The sequence below is a fragment of the Streptomyces sp. NPDC024687 genome, assembly GCF_055559055.1.
In genome coordinates this window covers 393,957-412,174 of the sequence record NZ_JBVHLJ010000002.1, presented here as the reverse complement: position 1 = coordinate 412,174, position 18,218 = coordinate 393,957, and the positions used below count along the sequence as shown (strand labels likewise).

The 18,218-nt window shown below is 70.1% G+C and carries 17 protein-coding genes; 9 read left to right on the top strand and 8 right to left on the bottom strand.

Going from position 1 to position 18,218, the window contains the following annotated elements; translation table 11 throughout:
* Positions 1 to 68: 68 nt before the first annotated feature.
* The 3 genes from ACZ39I_RS08270 to ACZ39I_RS08260 all read left to right on the top strand — a co-directional run bounded on the left by ACZ39I_RS08270 (position 69) and on the right by ACZ39I_RS08260 (position 2,007).
* Positions 69 to 311 (top strand): DUF6411 family protein, encoded by a 243-nt coding sequence (locus ACZ39I_RS08270; RefSeq protein WP_467243657.1) that lies wholly within the window; start codon positions 69 to 71, stop codon positions 309 to 311.
* 64 nt (positions 312 to 375) lie between these two features.
* Complete coding sequence (ppk2, locus tag ACZ39I_RS08265) at positions 376 to 1,386, top strand: polyphosphate kinase 2 (RefSeq protein ID WP_467243656.1); 1,011 nt, start codon at positions 376 to 378, stop codon at positions 1,384 to 1,386.
* A gap of 216 nt (positions 1,387 to 1,602) precedes the next feature.
* Entirely contained in the window at positions 1,603 to 2,007 is a 405-nt protein-coding gene (locus tag ACZ39I_RS08260; RefSeq protein WP_467243655.1) for an ATP-binding protein, read from the top strand.
* Positions 2,008 to 2,040: 33 nt separating this feature from the next.
* On the opposite strand, the gene ACZ39I_RS08255 is transcribed toward ACZ39I_RS08260, so the two are convergent.
* From ACZ39I_RS08255 to ACZ39I_RS08240, 4 genes are all read right to left on the bottom strand, one after another.
* Positions 2,041 to 3,261 carry a metallophosphoesterase gene (locus tag ACZ39I_RS08255; protein WP_467243654.1) on the bottom strand — a complete coding sequence of 407 codons (1,221 nt, stop codon included), beginning with the start codon at positions 3,259 to 3,261 and terminating at the stop codon, positions 2,041 to 2,043.
* An 87-nt stretch (positions 3,262 to 3,348) separates the two neighbouring features.
* Positions 3,349 to 4,638, bottom strand: coding sequence for an SDR family NAD(P)-dependent oxidoreductase (locus ACZ39I_RS08250; RefSeq protein WP_467243653.1), 1,290 nt, complete (start codon positions 4,636 to 4,638; stop codon positions 3,349 to 3,351).
* A 38-nt stretch (positions 4,639 to 4,676) separates the two neighbouring features.
* Complete coding sequence (locus ACZ39I_RS08245; RefSeq protein ID WP_467243652.1) at positions 4,677 to 6,188, bottom strand: glycoside hydrolase family 43 protein; 1,512 nt, start codon at positions 6,186 to 6,188, stop codon at positions 4,677 to 4,679.
* 208 nt (positions 6,189 to 6,396) lie between these two features.
* On the bottom strand, positions 6,397 to 8,700 hold the full coding sequence (locus ACZ39I_RS08240; protein ID WP_467243651.1) for a beta-L-arabinofuranosidase domain-containing protein: 2,304 nt from the start codon (positions 8,698 to 8,700) through the stop codon (positions 6,397 to 6,399).
* A 173-nt stretch (positions 8,701 to 8,873) separates the two neighbouring features.
* Here ACZ39I_RS08240 and ACZ39I_RS08235 point away from each other — a divergent pair, with 173 nt between their 5' ends.
* Positions 8,874 to 9,890 (top strand): enoyl-CoA hydratase/isomerase family protein, encoded by a 1,017-nt coding sequence (locus ACZ39I_RS08235; RefSeq protein WP_467243650.1) that lies wholly within the window; start codon positions 8,874 to 8,876, stop codon positions 9,888 to 9,890.
* A gap of 46 nt (positions 9,891 to 9,936) precedes the next feature.
* Here ACZ39I_RS08235 and ACZ39I_RS08230 read toward each other — a convergent pair whose 3' ends face one another.
* Complete coding sequence (locus tag ACZ39I_RS08230) at positions 9,937 to 10,950, bottom strand: NADP-dependent oxidoreductase (RefSeq protein ID WP_467243649.1); 1,014 nt, start codon at positions 10,948 to 10,950, stop codon at positions 9,937 to 9,939.
* A gap of 140 nt (positions 10,951 to 11,090) precedes the next feature.
* On the opposite strand from ACZ39I_RS08230, the gene ACZ39I_RS08225 reads away from it, so the two are divergent.
* Entirely contained in the window at positions 11,091 to 11,564 is a 474-nt protein-coding gene (locus tag ACZ39I_RS08225; protein WP_467244357.1) for a winged helix-turn-helix transcriptional regulator, read from the top strand.
* 167 nt (positions 11,565 to 11,731) lie between these two features.
* Here ACZ39I_RS08225 and ACZ39I_RS08220 read toward each other — a convergent pair whose 3' ends face one another.
* Positions 11,732 to 12,232: a PaaI family thioesterase gene (locus ACZ39I_RS08220; protein WP_467243648.1), complete on the bottom strand. Its 501-nt coding sequence runs from the start codon at positions 12,230 to 12,232 to the stop codon at positions 11,732 to 11,734.
* Between the two features lie 105 nt (positions 12,233 to 12,337).
* On the opposite strand from ACZ39I_RS08220, the gene ACZ39I_RS08215 reads away from it, so the two are divergent.
* From ACZ39I_RS08215 to ACZ39I_RS08205, 3 genes are all read left to right on the top strand, one after another.
* Positions 12,338 to 12,805 carry a winged helix-turn-helix transcriptional regulator gene (locus tag ACZ39I_RS08215; RefSeq protein WP_467243647.1) on the top strand — a complete coding sequence of 156 codons (468 nt, stop codon included), beginning with the start codon at positions 12,338 to 12,340 and terminating at the stop codon, positions 12,803 to 12,805.
* 403 nt (positions 12,806 to 13,208) lie between these two features.
* On the top strand, positions 13,209 to 13,799 hold the full coding sequence (locus ACZ39I_RS08210) for a TetR/AcrR family transcriptional regulator (RefSeq protein WP_467243646.1): 591 nt from the start codon (positions 13,209 to 13,211) through the stop codon (positions 13,797 to 13,799).
* Between the two features lie 163 nt (positions 13,800 to 13,962).
* Entirely contained in the window at positions 13,963 to 14,829 is an 867-nt protein-coding gene (locus ACZ39I_RS08205; RefSeq protein WP_467243645.1) for an alpha/beta fold hydrolase, read from the top strand.
* A gap of 426 nt (positions 14,830 to 15,255) precedes the next feature.
* Here the strand turns inward: ACZ39I_RS08205 and ACZ39I_RS08200 are convergent, their stop codons facing one another.
* Positions 15,256 to 15,834, bottom strand: coding sequence for a TetR/AcrR family transcriptional regulator (locus tag ACZ39I_RS08200; RefSeq protein WP_467243644.1), 579 nt, complete (start codon positions 15,832 to 15,834; stop codon positions 15,256 to 15,258).
* 69 nt (positions 15,835 to 15,903) lie between these two features.
* On the opposite strand from ACZ39I_RS08200, the gene ACZ39I_RS08195 reads away from it, so the two are divergent.
* A complete protein-coding gene (locus ACZ39I_RS08195) occupies positions 15,904 to 16,497 on the top strand; it encodes a dihydrofolate reductase family protein (RefSeq protein WP_467243643.1) in 594 nt (197 codons plus the stop codon).
* Positions 16,498 to 16,731: 234 nt separating this feature from the next.
* On the opposite strand, the gene ACZ39I_RS08190 is transcribed toward ACZ39I_RS08195, so the two are convergent.
* On the bottom strand, positions 16,732 to 18,159 hold the full coding sequence (locus tag ACZ39I_RS08190; RefSeq protein WP_467243642.1) for a polysaccharide deacetylase family protein: 1,428 nt from the start codon (positions 18,157 to 18,159) through the stop codon (positions 16,732 to 16,734).
* Positions 18,160 to 18,218 lie beyond the last annotated feature (59 nt).

Genomic DNA, 18,218 nt, shown 5'->3' with positions numbered 1-18,218 from the left:
GTGGACGGGGCACGCGGTCCAGCAGAAGCGGAGAAGAGCGAAGAATCCCACCGACCCCGGAGCCCTTGATGGTCATCGCCGTTGTCATCGCCGCATGTGTCCTCCTGGCCGTGCTGGCCTTCTTCCTGCCGCGCCTCTCCCGGCATCCGCAGAACGGTGCCCAGCGTGGTCTCGGGGCCGGCTCGCGGGCCGGGTCCAAGGCGCCCGGAGTCTTCGGGCGGCTGCTGAGCAAACCCTTCAGCTCCAGCTCCCGCGCGGTCGGCCGCAGCGGCTCCGCCGGCCGCCGGGCGCGAGGCCGCCTTCCGTTCTGAGGAGTGCCGTCCGTCGCAACGGCCGCCCGGTGGCGGCACACGAGGATGATTCAGGAGATTGGTGATGTCGGAGCACGACGACAAGACCCGGCCGGACGAGGACGACGGGGCCCGGGTCGAGGCGGACCTGCTCGACGGCCTCCGTGTGGACGAACGCCGGCCGGAGAAACCGATCCTCCTGGACGCGGACGGAAGCCCGGTGGACACGTGGCTGGAGAACTACCCGTACGACCGGAAGGTCAAGAGGTCCGAGTACGAGAGGACCAAGCGCGTTCTGCAGGTCGAGCTGCTGAAGATGCAGCGCTGGGTGAAGGAGACCGGCCAGCGGGTGGTCGTGCTCTGCGAGGGCCGTGACGCGGCCGGCAAAGGCGGCACGATCCAGCGGTTCACCGAGCGGCTCAACCCGCGAGGCGCCCGCGTCGTGGCGCTGGAGAAGCCGACCGAGAGGGAAGCGGGGCAGTGGTACTTCCAGCGCTATGTGGCGCATCTGCCGTCCCGCGGCGAGATCGTCTTCTTCGACCGGTCCTGGTACAACCGGGCCGGCGTCGAGCGGGTGATGGGCTTTTGCACCGAGGCGGAGTACCGCACCTTCCTGGAGCAGGCCCCGCTGTTCGAGGAGATGCTGACCCGGGACGGCATCCTGTTGGTGAAATTCTGGTTCTCGGTGTCCCAGGCCGAGCAGCGGACCCGCTTCGCGATCCGCACGGTCGACCCCGTACGCCGCTGGAAGCTCTCCCCGACGGATCTCGCCTCGCTCGACCTGTGGGACGAGTACACCGCGGCCAAGGTCGACATGTTCCGGGCGACGGACACCCCCCACGCCCCCTGGACCGTGGTGAAGAACAACGACAAACGCCGCGGCCGGCTGGAGGCGATGCGCAGCCTCCTGGACCGCTGCGACTATCCGACCAAGGATCACGCGGCCGTGGGCAAGCCCGACCCACTGATCGTGGGCGCCGCGAACACGCTGCTGGAGGCCGGTGAGGAACCCACCGACCTCTCCCCGACCCCCCTGACCGGGTCCGGTCACGGTCCCGGCAACCACCCGGCCAGGGCGGACGACGAGCAGCGCTGAGCCACGGCGTCGGGCTTCGCGTGCGGTGATGCCGTGCCGAGCTCGCCGTCGTGTGCATACGGGGAGCCGGAGAGCCAAACGGTCGGTTCGTGCGACAGGAGCGGTTCACCGGACGGGCGTGGGTACCCGGCAGACGGTCGGCGTCGACCGTGCACCGCGTCAGTCGGCCACCGGCGACCGACCAGCGGCACAGGGCGCCCCGGTTGGAGGAACCTGGTGAACGGCGAACCGACACCCCTGACCTGCGAGTCTCGTTTCCCCGCGGTCACGGCGAGTATTGCCGCCGCCCGGCGCTGGGCCCGCGACTGCGTGGAAGGCTTCGGCGGACCGCTGCGCCGGCACTCGATGATCCAGACCACCGAACTGCTCGTCTCGGAGCTGATCACGAACGCCATCCGCCACGGCACCGGCCCACCTCTGGTCCGGCTCACCTGGAACGGCCGACTGTTGCGCATCGCGGTCAGTGATCAGAGCGACCGCCGGCCCCGCAGAAGCGCCACCCGGAACACCGAGCCCGGTGGCTTCGGCCTCCAGCTCCTCGAACGAATCGCCCTTCGCTGGGGCGTCACGCCGCGCAACCCCGGCAAGACAGTCTGGGTCGAACTCGGCCTCACTCCCTGAGCGCACCCGGCGGTCGTGCCGGCCCGCCCGGTGCTACGGCGCAGGGGCCAGGTCAGGGGAACGGAGCACGAGCAGGGTGATCTCGCTGGGGGCGAAGACGCGGAACGGCGGGCCCCAGAAGCCGGTGCCGCGGCTGGTGTAGAGCAGGGTGCGGGCGCCGTGGCGGCTGAGGCCGGCGAGGGCGGGCTGGTCGATGCGGACCAGGTGGTGGAAGGGCCAGATCTGGCCGCCGTGGGTGTGGCCGGAGAGCTGGAGGTCGATGCCGGCGGCCGCCGCCCGGTCGACGAACTTTGGCTGGTGGGCCAGAAGCAGGACGGGCAGGTCGGGGTCGGCGCCGTTCAGGGCTCCGGCGAGGTGGGCGCGGTGACCTGCCAGGCCCGAGGACTCGGCGGTGACGTCGTCCACGCCGGCGACCACGAGGGTGTCGCCTCCGCGTTCGAGCAGCAGATGGCGGTTGCGCAGCGGCTCCCAGCCCAGCTCGTCCATCAGGTCGACCCAGCCCTGCGCCTCGCTGTAGTACTCGTGGTTGCCGGTGACGTAGACACGGGCCCGGGTGGCTTGCACGGTTCCGAGCGGGGTGGCCTGCGCGCGGCGCCGTTCGGCCGTGCCGTCCGCGATGTCGCCGGTGTGGCAGACCACGTCCGCTTCCAGCGTGTTCACCGTCTCGCACACCCGTGCCGACCAGCGGGCGCGATCGAGCGGGCCGTAGTGGGTGTCGGTGATGAGGACGACGCGCAGGCCGTCCAACCCGGCGCCCAGCCGCGGGAGTTGTACGTCGAGCCGGCGCACCCGTGGCACACGGCGGGCTTCGGTGTAGCCCCAGACGAGCAGGAGGGCGGTCACGCCGAGGACGGCCCAGGCGACGGTTCGGGCCCGGTCCTGACTCTCGCCGACGCCGGCCACGGTCAGTGCGAGCCGCAGGAAGACGCCGAGCAGCACGGACCAGGTGAACAGGACCCAACTGGCGCCCAGCAGGGTGTCGCCGAGTATCGCCGCACGGTCCTGCTGGCGCCGGCCATGGCCGCGCGCCATCGCGAGCGGCATACCGGCGAGACCGAGAACGAACAGGGCGGTGCCGACCAGGGTCACGGGCACCGGCCAGTGCTGGCCGGTGTACAGCAGCACCCAGCAGGGCACGGCCCACAGCAGGACGGGGGCGATCATGGGGAGGTAGCGCATCAGGCGGAGCAGCCGGCTCTGCCGCGGAGCTTGCGCTTCCCTGTCGGCGGGCCGGGTGTTGCTGGTGTCGGTCACGGAGTGCTCTCTCTCACCAGACTGCCGTAGGGCACCCCATCGTACGATCGAACGCCGCTTCCCTTTTCGTGACCTGGATGTGCGGCGTCAGCGACTGAAGACGAGTTCGGCCTGGTCGCGCCTGGTGGTGTGCAGCTCCCAGTAGACGGGGGAGATCTCTTCCGGCTGTGCCGTCGGGAAGCCGGGGACGGCCGGCGTACCGATCGATACGTCGATGCCGACGTGGGCGGCCTGGACGCCGGTGCCGTCCAGCTCCTTGTGGAGGTTGATCGCCCAGTTGCGCAGCGCGGCGGCAGCCGCGTTGACGTTCCCGACCTGGGGGACGGGATCGATGGAGCCCGCTCCGGTGGTGTAGAGCAGCGTGCCCGCGCCGGCCTCCCGCATCGCCGGCAGCACCGCCTTGGTGGCGGTGATGGCGCCGTAGAGCTGGAACTCGATCTCGTGCTGCACATGGGACGGCTCGGTCTCGGCCGGAGTGGTCAGAGCGGTGGAGGCGAACGTCCCCACCGGGGAGTACTCCAGGACGTCGATCCCGCCGAACCGTGCGGCGGCGTCCTTGAGTGCCTGCGTGAGCGCGTCGCGGTCGAGGACGTCCGCGGGGAATGCGGCGGCGGTGATGCCCTCGCTGAGCGACTTGATCGTGGTGAACAAGTCGTCCATGAGGGTCTGGCCGGGGGTGCCGGTCTCGGTGGGCAACACGAGCAGGCGGTCGGTGTTCCCGCCGCCCGAGGACCTGACCACCTGGTGGAAGGAGGTGTTGAGCTCGCGCAGAAGCGCGGTCTTCTGCTCGGCCGTGGCGCTCTCGAACTGCGGCTCGTTGACGCTCTCGAAGAGCAGGGTGCGCGGCTCGTCGCGGAACGTCCCGGAGATCTGGGCCCAGGTGGCGTCGAAGCGGGCCAGTACTCCGTCGTGGTCGGCGGGCATCTTGTTGATCCACTGCCACGAGTCGTGGTGGACGTTGACCACGACGTACAGGCCCGCGTCGAGCGCCTCGTCGACGACCTGCTTGACGCGGCTCAGGTACGCGGCGTCGACGGTGTAGGGGGCGGTCGCGGACTGGTGGTCGGACCAGGTCACCGGGATGCGGACGCTGCGGAAGCCCTCATGGCGGACGGTGTCGAACAGTTCCCCGGTGGCCTTGGGGTTGCCCCAGGACGTCTCGTCCGGAATGGCGTCCAGGGTGTTGCCCAGGTTCCAGCTGGGCTGCATCGCGGCGACGGCGTCCATGGCACGGGCCGGAACTCCGGTGGTCGGCTGCGCCGTCCCGTCGGTCGTGGCGGCCGAGGTGCCGCCGGACAGTCCCAACATGACGGCGAGCACCAGGAGCAAGGAGGCCAAACGGCCCCGGTGGTGGGCGGGTTGCCCGGTGTCCTTCATATGTCGTCCCTCTCGGTCGGTCGTGCCCTCGGGTCGGTTCAGCCTTCGAGGGGCTCGTAGTCGAACCAGTCGAAGTGGACGGTGCCTTCGGCGGCGTACATGCCGATGACCCGGCCGGTGAAGCCGCCGGCGACCTCGGTCGACAGATAGCGGCCGTCGAGGGACGCGAACTCGGTGAAGGTGCCGTCGGGTTGTTCGATGCCGAGGGAGACGACGTCGGGTCCGGTGCACGGTCCGTGCGGAGGCGGTGGGTCGCTGATCGTGACGGCGACGACCAGTGGCCCGGCGGGTGCGGATCCCTCGGCCACGACCGTGCGCAGGGAGCCGACGCGCGCGATCACCCGTACGTCCGTCCCGGACGCCTCGATCGCGTAGTGGTGCCGTTCGTCCAGCCGGACGGCGAGGCCGCCGCGGCCCTGCTCCGGGTCGACGAGGGTGCGTGCCCGGCAGGTGAGGTGTTGCTGGCGCCGGCCGGTGAACACCACGTCGGGCTCGTCCAGGGAGCCGCCCCGGGCGCGGAGCGTCAGCCATCCGGGGCGCTCCTTGGTGGTGCAGAGCTCGGGGTCGCGGTCCCGCACGGATATCCAGGCCGGCCCGAGCTCGCTGAGTTCGAAGTCGTCGCGCCGTTCCTCGGCGGGCCCTGGGGAGAGCGGCCAGGGGAGCTCGGGCGGCTCCAGGGTGACCTCGCCGACGACCGGCCAGCCGTCCTCCCAGGTCACCGGCGCCAGGAAGGTCTCCCGGCCGAGCACGTGCCAGCCGGGGGTGCCGCCGCGTGGCCGTACGCCGAGGAAGACCATCCACCAGGAGCCGTCGGGCGCCTGGACCAGGTCCGCGTGGCCGGTGTTCTGCACGGGGTGGTCGGTGCCGCGGTGGGTGAGGACCGGGTTGGCGGGGCACGCCTCGAACGGACCCTGGGGCGTGCGGCCGCGGGCGATCGACACGCCGTGGCCGCGCTCGGTGCCGCCCTCGGCGATGAGCAGGTACCAGTAGTCGCCGATCCGGTACAGGTGTGGCGCCTCCGGAGCCTTCGCGCCGGGGCCGCCGGACCAGAGCTTGCGGGGGGTTCCGTACGTCTCACCGGTGGCCGGGTCGAGGCGGACCTGCGACACCCCGGCGACCGTGCACCAGCAGGTGCCGTCCTCGTCCCAGGCCAGGTCGGGATCGATCCCGGGCACGCCCGGCGCAGGGAGCGGGTCCGACCAGGGGCCGGCGGGGTCGGTGGCCGTGACGACGAGGTTGCCGCCGCCCTCGCTGCAGTTGGTGACGATCAGCCAGAAACGGCCGTCGTGGTGGCGCAGTGTGGGGGCGTAGATGCCGCCGGAGGACGCCATGGAAGCGGGCAGACGCAACTGCTCCGGCCGGTCCAGCGCGTTGCCGATCTGCCGCCAGTGCACCAGGTCACGGCTGTGGAAGAGGGGTACGCCGGGGAAGTACTCGAAGCTCGAGCAGGCGAGGTAGTAGTCGTCGCCGACACGGCAGATGCTCGGGTCGGGGTGGAACCCCGGGAGCACGGGGTTGGCGGCGCGGGCGGGAGGGGTCTGAGGGGGCACCCTCGGTCGTCCTTTCGTCGAGTGAACGGCCGGGCGCTCAGCGAGCGTTCGGCTCGGTGCGCAGTGTCGAAGCGCTTCACTTGCAGGGGAAGTTAACGGACGTGTTTCTCGCGAAACAAGAGCAATGACAGAGCAAAAGTTTCTTAATCAGGGAAGATTGATCGTGGGCAGAGGCGGCAGCGAGCGTCGATGCGCTTCGACAGCCAGGTCAGCGCACGAGGCGCACTTCGCGCAGCCGGACGGTGGCCGCCGGACCGACCGCTTCGAAGCGCACCTCGACGGGCCCGGCGGGACGATCCGCGGGGAGCGGGAGCACTCGGCAGACTTCCTCGGCCTCGGCCTCGGGCGTGAGCGTGTTCAGCACCTGCCCGTCGACCAGGACGCGGGTCGGCCCGGCTCCGGCTGAGGGAAGGAGGATCACCTGCAGGCCGGTGGCGGCGCCGGCGTGGTCGGTCAGGCGGTAGGACCACCATCCGGTGGCGGCCCGCCACCTCACCCCGTCGGTGAGCTCCGACCAGGTGTCCTGCCCCTCGAACCGGTGGTCGCTCTCCGGCTGTTGCTCGCCCGCGGCAACGGCGTCGACCGTGCGGTCGTACAGGGTCAGTGCCGCCTCGTCGGCCTTGCGCAGCTCCGCCCGCCGCTCCCGGAGCCGTTCCGGTTCCGCCACGGGGAAGTAGAGGACGTAGCGGGATTCATGGATGCCGGCGAACGGGACGAGGACGACGGACTCACCAGGTCGTGCGTCCACGTGCTCCAGGGCGAACGCCGGCCGGTCCGGGGCGAGTCGGCGCACACCGGCCGTCAGCTCGGAGGTGCTGCGGGCGAGCACGACGGGCAGGTGCTCCAGGGGGCGCAGCGGGCCGCCGGCCACATGTCCCATCCGGGAGTCGTCGGCGAAGTGCCCGACCAGGTCACCCCGGTCGCCCTCGGCCGCGAGCACGGTGGGCCCGTAGCGGAACGACACCCACGGCGAGCCGTCGGGGAGCAGTTCCGCGCTGACACGCGGGCGAAGGCGCATGGTGATCGTGTCCCCTGCCCGCCACTGCCGCTCCAGACGCACGTAGGTCAGGGGCCGTCCGTCTTCCCCGCGGCGCGTCGTGAGCGGGGCGGGTCCTCCCTCGGCCGGTGCGCCGTTGACACGGACCTGCGGCGGCCCCTCGTGCCAGCCGGGGACGCGTAGGTGGATCGCCACGGGGATGGCGGGAGCGCTGCGGACCGCGAGTCGCACCTCGCTGTCGTAGGGGGCCGTCGTGCTCTGCTCGAGCACCAGGTTCCGCTCGGGCAGGCTGAGCCGGGAGGCGATGAAGAGATTGACGAACAGGTCGCCGTCCTCGGCGGTGTACACCAACTCCCCGTATTTCGCGTGGTTCTCCAGCCCGGTGCCGACGCAGCACCAGAAGCAGTTCTGGGGCGTCGACACCACGCGGTAGTGGCCGGGTCGCACGGGCGTGAAATACACCAGCCCGCCCTTGGGGTGCAGGGACGACAGGATGTGGTTGACCGTCGCGCGCTCGTAGTGGTCGAGCACCTCCGCGTCCGGCTCTTCGAGGAACAGAGCGCGACTCAGCTTGAGCATGTTGTAGGTGTTGCAGGTCTCCGGGCCCTCGGGCGATTCCAGGGCGGAGCCGAAGTCGTCTCGGGGATGCAGGTGTTCGCGTACGGAGTTGCCGCCGAAGGAGAACGTCCGGTGCCGCGTCATGGTCCGCCAGAAGAACCGGGCGGCGTCCCGCAAGCCGGGATCGTCGACGACCTCCCCGAGCCGCTGGTACCCGACGGCCTTGGCGATCTGGGTGTTGGCGTGCATCCCGTCGAGGACGTCTCGGTGCTCGCGCAAGGGCTGCAGCAGGGACCGGTCGAGGAAGCGCCGTGCCAGGGCGGCGTACCGGTCCGTGCCGGTGACGTCGGCGAGGTCCGCCAACGCCTCGCACATCCCACCGAACTCCGTGCGGAGCATGGCTTCGTGGGTGTCGTCGTCCATCCCCGCCGCCACCCGGTCCCACCAGTCGGCCAGCCGTCGTACGGCGGTCAGGGCCAGGTCCGAGCCGGCGTGCCGGTGGGCGTCCAGCAGGCCGGCGAAGAGCTTGTGCAGGTTGTACCACGGCACCCAGGCGCCACCGAGGACGAACGAGTCCGGGTCCACCTGTCCCGCGGCCACCCGCCGCCACAGCCGAACGCCGTCGGGAACGCCGCCGACGTAGCCGGTGCCCAGGGCGTCCTGGCACTCGACGACGCCCTGAACCAGCCGCTCCACCATGGCCCTCGGCCGGGGATCGTCGGTCACCGCGCTCATGAGAGCCGCACCCGACAGTGCGTGCCCGAGGGTGTGGCCGTCGAGACCGGAGTTCTCCCAGTTGCCGTAGGACTCGGCGACCGCCGGCAGGCCCGCCTCGCGGCGCAGGGGTGCGAGGAGCCGGTCGGTGTCGAGGGACAGCAGGTAGTCGAGAGCGGTGGCCTGCGCGTCCAGGAACGGGCCGGGGAGAAGGCGTACCGCGCTGCGGGGGAGTGACTGCATGGGTGCTCGTTGTCCCTTCCCGAGATCAAAAATCGCGATGCTGCCTCGGCCCGTCCGCCGACGCCTTGGCCGCCGACGAGTTCGTGGAGCGCTCCGGGTCCTGTGTCAGGATCTTGAGGTGCCCACTTGCCCATACGAACAGCCGGATTCGCGCGGAAACGGGATGACGACCGATGACCGACACCGTTGAGGCCGAGATTCTCGCCGACGTCCACCGGGGCGTCGGCCGCATCCTGTTGAACCGGCCCAAGGCACTCAACGCCCTGACGACAGACATGGTCGTCGCCATCGACCGTGTCCTCGCCGGGTGGGAACACGCACCGCTGTCCGCTGTGGTGCTCGCCGGTACCGGCCCGAAGGCGTTCTGCGCCGGCGGAGACATCCGCGCGATCCGCGAGCACAGCCTCGCCGGGGACGCCGAGGCCAGTGAGCGGTTCTTCGCCACCGAGTACCGGCTCAACGCCCGCATCGCCGAGTACCCCGTGCCAGTCGTGTCGCTCATCGACGGCCTGTGCATGGGCGGCGGCCTCGGCCTGTCCGTCCACGGCGGCTTCCGGGTCGTCACCGAGCGCGCGGCGCTGGCGATGCCCGAGACCGGGATCGGCTTCTTCCCGGACGTCGGGGCCAGTTACTTCCTGCCACGGCTGCCCGGAGCGATCGGCATGTACCTGGGACTGACCGGGCACCGGCTCGACGCGGCCGACGCCCTCTACACGGGCCTGGCCACGCACTTCGTCCCCACTCACCGCATCGACGCGGTCGGCGACGCTCTGGCCGACCGTCCCGGCGACCCCGTGGGCGTGGTCCTGAACCGCCTCGCCGGCCGTTCCCCGGTGGCGCAGAGCAGGCTGGCGGAAGTGCGCGAAGACGTGGACCGGGTGTTCGGTGCGCCGACCCTCGGCGAGATCGAGAAACGTCTGCGCCACCTCGACACCCCGTGGGCGGCGGCCACGTCGGTCGCCCTGGAGTCCGCCTCACCGCAGAGTCTGGAGATCACTCACGCCCTGCTGGCCCGGGGCAGGCAGCGCACGTTGCGCGAGTGCCTCGACGCGGAACTCGCCCTGGGGCGGACCGTCATCCGCACGCCGGACTTCCTGGAGGGTGTCCGCGCGGCCCTGGTCGACAAGGACCGCGCACCGCGCTGGCAACGGCCGTCGCTCGACGCGGGGACGCTGCCGTACGGCTCGTAGGGGCCCTGCCGTCGGCAGGGTCTCAGTCGATGCCGGGCGCCGGCGGTCAGTCGTTGCCGGGCACCATCGAGACAACGACCTTGCCGGCCTTGGTGCGGCCCTGCTCGACGTGCGCCATCGCCTCCAGCGTCCGGTCGAAGGGGAAGGTGCTGTCGATGACCGGGCGGAGCTTCCCGCTGTCGTAGAGAGCGCCGAGCTCGCGCAGTTGGGAGCCGTTGGCCTGCATGAAGAAGAACTGGTAGCGCACGCCCAGCGCCTTCGCCTGCCTGTGGATCCTGCGACTGAGCACGCTCATGACCAGGCCCAGGAAGGAGGGAGCCCCGAGTTGCTCGGCGAAGCCCGCGTCCGGCGGGCCGACGACACTGATGGCCAGGCCGCCGGGCTTGAGCACGGTCAGCGACTTCTCGAGGTTCGCTCCGCCCACGGAGTCCAGCACCAGGTCGTAGCCGGACAGCACCTTGGAGAAGTCCTCCTTGGTGTAGTCGACGACGACGTCGGCGCCGAGGCTCCTGACCAGCTTCTCGGAATCGGTGCTCGCGGTCGTCGCCACGGTGGCGCCGAGGTGCTTGGCGAGCTGGATGACTGTCGAGCCGAGACCACCGGCACCGGCGTGGACGAGCACCTTCTGACCCGGCTCCACGTGGGCGCGGTCGACAAGAACCTGCCAGGCGGCCAGGGCCACCAGCGGCACCGCGGCTGCCTCCTGGAGGGTGAGGGAGGCGGGCTTGGGCGCGACGTCGTCCACGTCGATCGCAATGTATTCCGCGAAGCCTCCGATCCGCTGGTCGCGCGGACGGGCGTAGACCTCGTCGCCGACTTCGATGCCGTGTACGGCGGAGCCGACCCGGGTCACGACGCCGGCCACATCGTGGCCGAGCACGAACGGAGGCTTGTGCTTGATGAGCTGCTTGAACTCCCCGTTGCGGATCATCTTGTCCAGCGGGTTGACGCTCGCGGCACTCACTCTGACCAGAACATCGCGGTCTCCGACGCGGGGCTCGGGTACCTCGGCGGCGCGCACGCCGTCCTTGCCGTACTTCTCGACGACGAATGCCTTCATGCCGGCCGCCTTTCCATGTGATCTTCTCGGTCGCCTGTGTGCTGGTCATGACGCTACGTTCTGAGTATAGAAAAGTAAACTCAGGTGAAGTTAGAATCACCCCCATGGATACGAGGACCGCAGCTCCCGAGGACGCCGGCATGCATGCCCGTCTCGACCGGGACACGTCGAACTGCTCGATCGCCCGGACCCTTGAGGTCGTGGGGGAGAAGTGGACGATCCTGATCCTGCGCGAGGTCTGGTACGGCTCGTCCCGCTTCGGCGACTTCGAACGTGTCCTCGGCTGTCCCCGCAATCTTCTCGCTGCCCGGCTCCGGATGCTTGTCGAGGAAGGGATCCTGGCCACCGAGACCTACAAGGAGCCGGGTTCGCGGAGCCGGCCGAAGTACGTGATCACACCCAAGGGCGTGGATCTGGTCCCGGCCGTGATGGGGCTCCTGCAGTGGGGCGACCGCTACCGCGCCGACCCCGAAGGTCCGGCCATACTGACACGGCACCGCGGATGCGGCGCGCACGTCGACACCCAGATCCGCTGCGAACGCGGCCACGCCGTGCCGGCGGAAGACATCGAAAGCGTTCCCGGCCCCGCATTTCGTCTGAGGCCCGCGGAATGAGCCCGGCGCGGAGCGGGTCCAGCGTGGAGTGAGCTCCGCGCGGGTTGCGCGAGAAGCCCACGGGCCGCGTCTGTCGGCGCGTGCTCACTCCGTCCGGGCAGCGCCCGGGGCACTTGTCCGTGCCGCGGACGCGCGCGTGCCGGAGCTCGGCGGGCAAGGTGCGGGAGTCACGCCCGGGGCGCGGGGACCGGGAAGAGCATGCAGCTGCTGGTGGCGTGGGCGAGGAGGCGGTCCATGGCGTCGACCAACTGCGCCTGGGCGAGGGCCGTTTGGCGGCCCTTGCTGATGACCGTGCCGATGGCGCGCACCGGGCCCGTGTCCACGGTGACCCGCCGCAGGAACTTCACGGTCAGGTCGAGCGATGTGTACGCCATGCCCTGCGGGAGCGTGGTCTGGACGGCGCAGCCCGCCGCCGAGTCGAGCAGCGTGGCGAAGACACCGCCGTGCATGCTGCCGATCGGGTTGTAGTGCTCCTCGCCCGGTGTCAGCGAGAAGACCGCCCTGCCGGGTTCCACCTCGTCCAGGGTGAAGTCGACGGTGTGGTTGATCGGCGGCGCCGGCAGCCGCCCCGCCATCAGCTCACGCAGGAAGTCGATGCCGGCCATGCGCCCGGCGGCCTCCGCCGCGATCGCGGGATCGTCCCATTGATACGTACGCGTTCGCCCCACGGTCCGGCGCCCTTCGCTCTGACTGTCAGCTGACTTTGTCAAATGAAGCTAGATGTGCGGTCCACTGACTGTCAATGACGAAGTCAGGTCCTCTACGATGACGGGATGGAGTGGCTTGAGGCGAGCACGGAGAACTGCCCCGTCCAGCGCACGCTCGACGTGATCGGGGAGAAATGGACGCTGCTGATCCTGCGTGACGCCGTCAACGGTGTCCGCCGCTTCGACGACTTCCACCGTCACATCGGGCTGTCGGAGGCCGTCCTCAGCGACCGACTCCGCAAGCTGACCTCGGCCGGCATCCTCAGGACCGTCCCCTACCAGGATCCCGGCAGCCGATCCCGCAACGAATACCGCCTGACCCGCAAGGGCTGGGACCTCTGGCCCGTCCTCATGGCGCTGACCCAGTGGGGCGAGACCTACGCCCTCGGCCCCGAGGGCCCCGTTCTGGACGTACGCCACACCGAGTGCGACGCCCCCGTCCGCGTGGTCGTCGAGTGCTCCGCGGATCACTCGGCTCTCACCGCCCGCGACGTCACCGCCCGGCTGGGAACAGGCGCCCGCCTCCGGTCGTGAACCGTCGATCTCGCGGTGGCGGGCGAGGCGGCGGTGGGCGTCAGCCGCGGTTCCTTTGCGGGGACGGGTATCGGGACCGGCGGATGTCGACGCCGGGTGTCCCCCGCTTGTGCGGGCGCGGCGACGCCTTCAAAACCGGCTGAGGTGGCCGGGCGGCGTTCCTCGCCGGCCCGCGCGGTGCTGACCCCGTTGCCCGACGCGGTCCCCGACTTCGCCGCCGCGCCGGCCGACCGATCGAGGTGTTGGAGGTTCGCATGTTCAAGGTGGCGACGTCGCGACGCTCTTCGCTCAGCTGCAGTCCCGAGCGGAAACGCCCCTTCTTTGGATTACGTTCGCAATACCATACACTGGCGCAGTCGGTAAAGGGCAATCGGCCCTCTGGGGCGGCGAGGGAGCGTGCGCTGTGGTGCGGTACGGAAAAGAGCACAAGTCGGAGACGAGGCGGCGGATCATCGAGACGGCGGGCCGCCGTTTCAAGCAGGACGGTATCGACGGCTCCGGGGTCTCGACCCTCATGAAGGACGCGGGGCTGACCAACGGGGCCTTCTACGCCCACTTCGCATCGAAGGAAGACCTCGTCACCACGGCGATCGCCGACCAGTTGAAGGCGCAGGCCGAGAGTGTTGTCGAGCAGGCCGCGCCTGGCCGTGCCGGACTCGAGCAGATCGTGCGGGGTTACCTTTCGCCCCAGCACCGCGCAAGGCTTGGCGACGGCTGTCCCAACGCCGCTCTGCTCGACGAGATCGGGCGCTGCGCCGACGCGACCAGGCAGGCGTACACCGACGGGGTGCTGATCCTCGTCGAGGGCATTGCCGCCCGCATCGCGCCCGAAAACCCTTCCTCCGCCCGTGTGAAGGCGCTCAGCCTCCTCGGTCTGATGGCTGGAACGCTGCAGTTGTCCCGCGCCTTGACCGACAGTCGGCTCGCCGAAGAACTCCTCGAACAGGGCGTGAACAACGCCCTCGCCCTACTGGATGCCGGGCAGCGCGTCTGACGCGGCGGATCATTGTGGTGTGCGACGCAGGTGAGACGCATGTCTTGCGACTACATGAAATTACGGTCATACTTTAAAAGTCGTCGACCTCTACGAGGCTTTTGTCGTCGGCCGAACTGACTGCAGCCGCAGTGCAGAACCCCACATGCAGGAGGGCACAGTCATGAACGACGCACAAGAAGTACGAGGCGACGTGGTGACGTCGTACACGAAGGCTCCCGCCCGCACCCTCACCGCCGGGGGAGTGACCTTCGCCTATCGCGACCTCGGCCCGAAGGTCGGCGTCCCCTTGGTCTTCATCACCCACCTTGCCGCGGTCCTCGACAACTGGGACCCCCGGGTCGTCGACGGCATCGCCGCGAGGCGTCGGGTCATCACCTTCGACAACAGAGGTGTCGGCGCCTCCAGTGGCACGACACCGAGAACCATCGAGGAGATGGCGAGGGATGCCGTCACCTTCATCCGGGGGCTCGGGTTCGAACAGGTCGACATCCACGGCTTCTCGATGGGCGGCATGATCGCCCAGGTGGTCGCGCAGGAGGAACCGCGGCTCGTCCGCAGGCTGATCCTCACGGGTACCGGCCCCGCGGGCGGCGAGGGCATCAAGAACGTGACCCGGCTGTCCCACCTCGACACCGTCCGGGGCCTGCTCACCCTGCAGGACCCGAAGCAGTTCCTCTTCTTCACCCGCACCGCAGGTGGACGTCGAGCCGGGAAGCAGTTCCTGGCCCGGCTCAAGGAGCGCACTCACGACCGGGACAAGGCGATCTCTCTCCCGGCGTACTTCGCCCAGCTCAAGGCCATCCACCGCTGGGGGCTCGCGCAGCCGCAGGATCTCTCCGTCATCCATCAGCCCGTACTCGTCGCCAACGGCGACAACGACAGGATGGTGCCGACGAAGAACTCGTTCGAGCTGGCCAGGCGACTGCCCAACGCCGATCTGGTCGTCTATCCCGACGCCGGCCACGGAGGCATCTTCCAGTTCCACGAGCAGTTCGTGTCGGAAGCCCTGGACTTTCTTGAGCGGTAGTGGGCGTCGCCCCCTCGCGCGCGAGCTCGGTCCGACCAGCCGTGTTCCGGTGGTGTTCCTGCACCACCTGATGGCTGTTCTTGACGACTGGGACCCGAGGATCATCGACGCCGTCGCCTTCATCCGGGCGGCCGTGCAGGCCCCCGGAGATCAACAAGGTCGCGGCTGGGGCGTACGTGAAGGCCATCCGCACGGCCGGCCTGCACGCACCCGCCGACCTCTCGGTGATCACCCAGCCGGTCTTCGGCGCCAACGGTGATCACGACCTCATGGTCGCGAGCGGCAACTCGGCCGACATGGCCCGCCGGATCCCGAACGCCCGCCTGCCGATCTGCCCGACGCCGGACACAGCGGCGTCTTCCAGTACCGGTCCCATCCAGCCCGCTTCCTCCGCAGCCGGCTGGGGCCACGCTGGGGCCGCGCCGTCTATTCCGCTGCCACGATGCGCTCCACGGCGGCCGTCACCAGTTGTTCACGCTCTGCCTCCGTGAAGACGTCCGGCAGCGTGAGCTGCTCAACGATCAGCCAGTTCAGCGTCAGGATGAGCAGCTTGACCGCCGTGGCGTCGCCCGGGAGACCGGAGGCCTCGTGATAGGCGACGTTGGCGTCGACGTCGGCCCGCACTCGTTGCGTGAGGACCTTGCGTAGTTCGGGGCGGCGGGTGGCTTCAAGGCGGAGTTCCAGCAGCGCGAGGTAACCGGTGCGGAAGGAGGCGATGCGGCCGACGAGTTCCCGCATCAGCTCCGCATAGGTTTCCCGGTCGCGGCCGGCCGCCTGCTGGCGAGCGATCGTGGCCTCGTCAGGCTGGAGGCGCTCGTAGACCCGGGCGCCGGCGTGAGTGAGCAGGTCGTCGCGGTTGGCGAAGTAGTTGGACGCCGTGCCGGCGGGCACTGCTGCCTCGGCATCCACAGCTCGGAAAGTCAGCCCGCGTGCGCCTTCCCGGGCCAACACCTCGATCGCCGAGTCCACGAGGGCCGCACGTCGCTGGTCGTTCCGTCTCACCATTGACACCACTCCATGTGTAGTACTACGGTTACACCACTTCAAGTAGAGTACTACGTGCGGGGGATCGTTATGCGAAAGCTCGTGTACTACGTCGGCGTCTCGCTCGACGGCCGCATCGCCGGCCCCGGCGGCGAGTTCGACTTCTTCCCGCAGGGCGACGAGCAGCAGGCCGCCGCCTACTCGAGCTGGATGAACGCGCTGTACCCGGAGACCGTCCCGACCGCCTACCGCGCGGCCGTCGGCGTTGCCGACGCGCCCAACCGGCGTTTCGACACCGTCGTCATGGGTCTCGGTACCTACCGTCCCGCCCTCGACAACGGGATCACCAGCCCGTACGCACACCTGCGACAGTACGTCGTTTCCAGCACCCTCAAGCCGGACACCGACCCAGCCGTCACCGTCGTACCGAGCGACCCGCTTTCCCTCGTCCGCGAGCTCAAGGGCGAGGTGGGCACCGGCCTGGACATCTGGCTCTGCGGGGGCGGTCAGCTCGCGGGCACCCTACTGCCCGAGATGGACGAGCTGCTGATCAAGACGTATCCGGTCGTCGCCGGCACCGGAATCCCGGTGGTCGACGGTGCCTTCGACCCCACCGCCTTCGACGTCGCCGAGCGCACCGCGTTCCCCAACGGGGTCACCCTCACCCGCCTCACCCGGCGCTAGGCGGTTTCGATTCAGCAGCTCGGGGGTGCGAGCAGCTGCTCCATTCCGGTGCGCAGCAGGTCGAAGGCATGGGCGGCCGGAGTGGCGCGAGGCCCTGCTCGGACCCGAACAGGCTGTAGAGGGGCGCGGGGCGGGTCGTGGTACCGACGTCGGATGCCACCCTGCGGAGGGGGAGATGGCCATGGACTCCCCGCGACGCGCCGCCCCCGACCCAGCCCTCCCCACCCCTCCGCGTCACATCGTGGCGCGCAGGTGGCTGACGGTGACGAAGTGGTAGCCGCGGGCGGTGAGGGTGCGCAGGATCTCGGGGACGGCTGCGACCGACGTGGGGTGGATGTCGTGCAGCAGGACGACGTCGTCGGGGTGGGCCTGGGTGATGACGGTCCGGGCGACCTTGGTGGGGTCGCGGTACTTCCAGTCCTCGGTGTCCACGTCCCACAGCACGGGGGAGAGGCGGGTGGCGGCCCGGACCACGGGGCTGATCGCGCCGTAGGGAGGACGGAACAGGGTGGGGGTCGTGCCGGTGGCGGCCTTGACGGCGGCGCTGGTGCGGTCCAGCTGGGAGGCGATCTGCTCGCGCGTGAGCCGGGTGAGGTCGGGATGGTTCCAGGAGTGGTTGCCGACCTCGTGGCCGGCCTTCGCCTCGGCGCGCACGAGGTCGGGGTGGGCGGCGACGTTCTGGCCGACGGTGAAGAACGTGGCGCGTGCCCGGTACTGGGCGAGGTAGGTCAGCAGGGTCGCGGTCTCCGGGGCGGCGGGTCCGTCGTCGAAGGTCAGGGCGATGCACTTGACCTTCTTGCAGTCGGTGTCGTCGTCACCGGAGGCGGTCTGGGTGGGGACGGCCGGGGCGGGGACGTGGGGCGCGCCCAGGTCGAGGGAAGGGCTGGGGCTCACGGTCTGCCGCTGGGCGCGCTTGCCGAACCCGGACAGCCACGGCGTGATCGTCGCCTCGGGGAGGGTGACCGTGTAGGCCCCGGCGGGCGGGGCGCCCACCTCGCCGCGGTCGAGGTTCACCCGCAGTGCGCCGTCGGCGGTGAAGCCCATGTCGTCCAGGGCGGCTGCCCGGGCCTCAGGGTCGGAGAGCGTGCCGTCCAGGGTGGCGGCATCCACGCCCTCCCGGCCCCTGAGCTGATCCTTCAGCGCGGCGACGAAGGCGTCCCGGGAGCCGTCGGCGACGAGTCCGAGGGCCGTGCGGGACGCGCCCGCCCTGCCGTCGTACCAGTACGTCGCCGCGGACTGCCCGTCCGAGGCGGCACTGTGGTCCTGCGTGGTGAGGCGGACGCCGAGCACATCACCGGAGGCCACCATGAACTGGTGGCTGATGTTGAGCTCGCCGCCCTCCGCGCTGTCCGAGCCGTCCGAGCACGCCCCGGAGCGGAAGATTGCCAGGCGACGCTCCACGTCCTTCTTCATCGTGGCCGTCATCGCCTCCGCGCCCGGCACGTCCGGGTAGCTGGTGGCGAAGGGGCAGGAGCTGTTCTCGCTGCTGTCGTCGACGATCTCCAGGCCCTTGATCTTCGACGGGTCGACCGTCCGGACCGGGGACGGCGACGAGCCGGGCCGTGCGCCGTCCGTGACCGGCGGTTCGGACGTGCCGTGCGCACAGGCCGAGGTGAGCGAGCCGAGCAGCAGGAGGGCGGGGAGCAGGGTGCGAGAGCGCATGTGACCAGAACCTGGGGAGAGGAGGAGCGGCCGCCGCGTCCGAGTGACGCGACGGCCGT

Bases quoted from the DNA above. Each gene is read 5' to 3' on its own strand.
- ACZ39I_RS08215 (WP_467243647.1), top strand. From the start codon at position 12,338: ATGGAGTGGCTTGAGGCGAGCACGGAGAACTGCCCCGTCCAGCGCACG.
- ACZ39I_RS08235 (WP_467243650.1), top strand. From the start codon at position 8,874: ATGACCGACACCGTTGAGGCCGAGATTCTCGCCGACGTCCACCGGGGC.
- ppk2 (WP_467243656.1), top strand. From the start codon at position 376: ATGTCGGAGCACGACGACAAGACCCGGCCGGACGAGGACGACGGGGCC.
- ACZ39I_RS08200 (WP_467243644.1), bottom strand. From the start codon at position 15,834: ATGGTGAGACGGAACGACCAGCGACGTGCGGCCCTCGTGGACTCGGCG.
- ACZ39I_RS08225 (WP_467244357.1), top strand. From the start codon at position 11,091: ATGCATGCCCGTCTCGACCGGGACACGTCGAACTGCTCGATCGCCCGG.
- ACZ39I_RS08270 (WP_467243657.1), top strand. From the start codon at position 69: ATGGTCATCGCCGTTGTCATCGCCGCATGTGTCCTCCTGGCCGTGCTG.
- ACZ39I_RS08250 (WP_467243653.1), bottom strand. From the start codon at position 4,638: ATGAAGGACACCGGGCAACCCGCCCACCACCGGGGCCGTTTGGCCTCC.
- ACZ39I_RS08205 (WP_467243645.1), top strand. From the start codon at position 13,963: ATGAACGACGCACAAGAAGTACGAGGCGACGTGGTGACGTCGTACACG.
- ACZ39I_RS08190 (WP_467243642.1), bottom strand. From the start codon at position 18,159: ATGCGCTCTCGCACCCTGCTCCCCGCCCTCCTGCTGCTCGGCTCGCTC.
- ACZ39I_RS08230 (WP_467243649.1), bottom strand. From the start codon at position 10,950: ATGAAGGCATTCGTCGTCGAGAAGTACGGCAAGGACGGCGTGCGCGCC.
- ACZ39I_RS08195 (WP_467243643.1), top strand. From the start codon at position 15,904: ATGCGAAAGCTCGTGTACTACGTCGGCGTCTCGCTCGACGGCCGCATC.
- ACZ39I_RS08240 (WP_467243651.1), bottom strand. From the start codon at position 8,700: ATGCAGTCACTCCCCCGCAGCGCGGTACGCCTTCTCCCCGGCCCGTTC.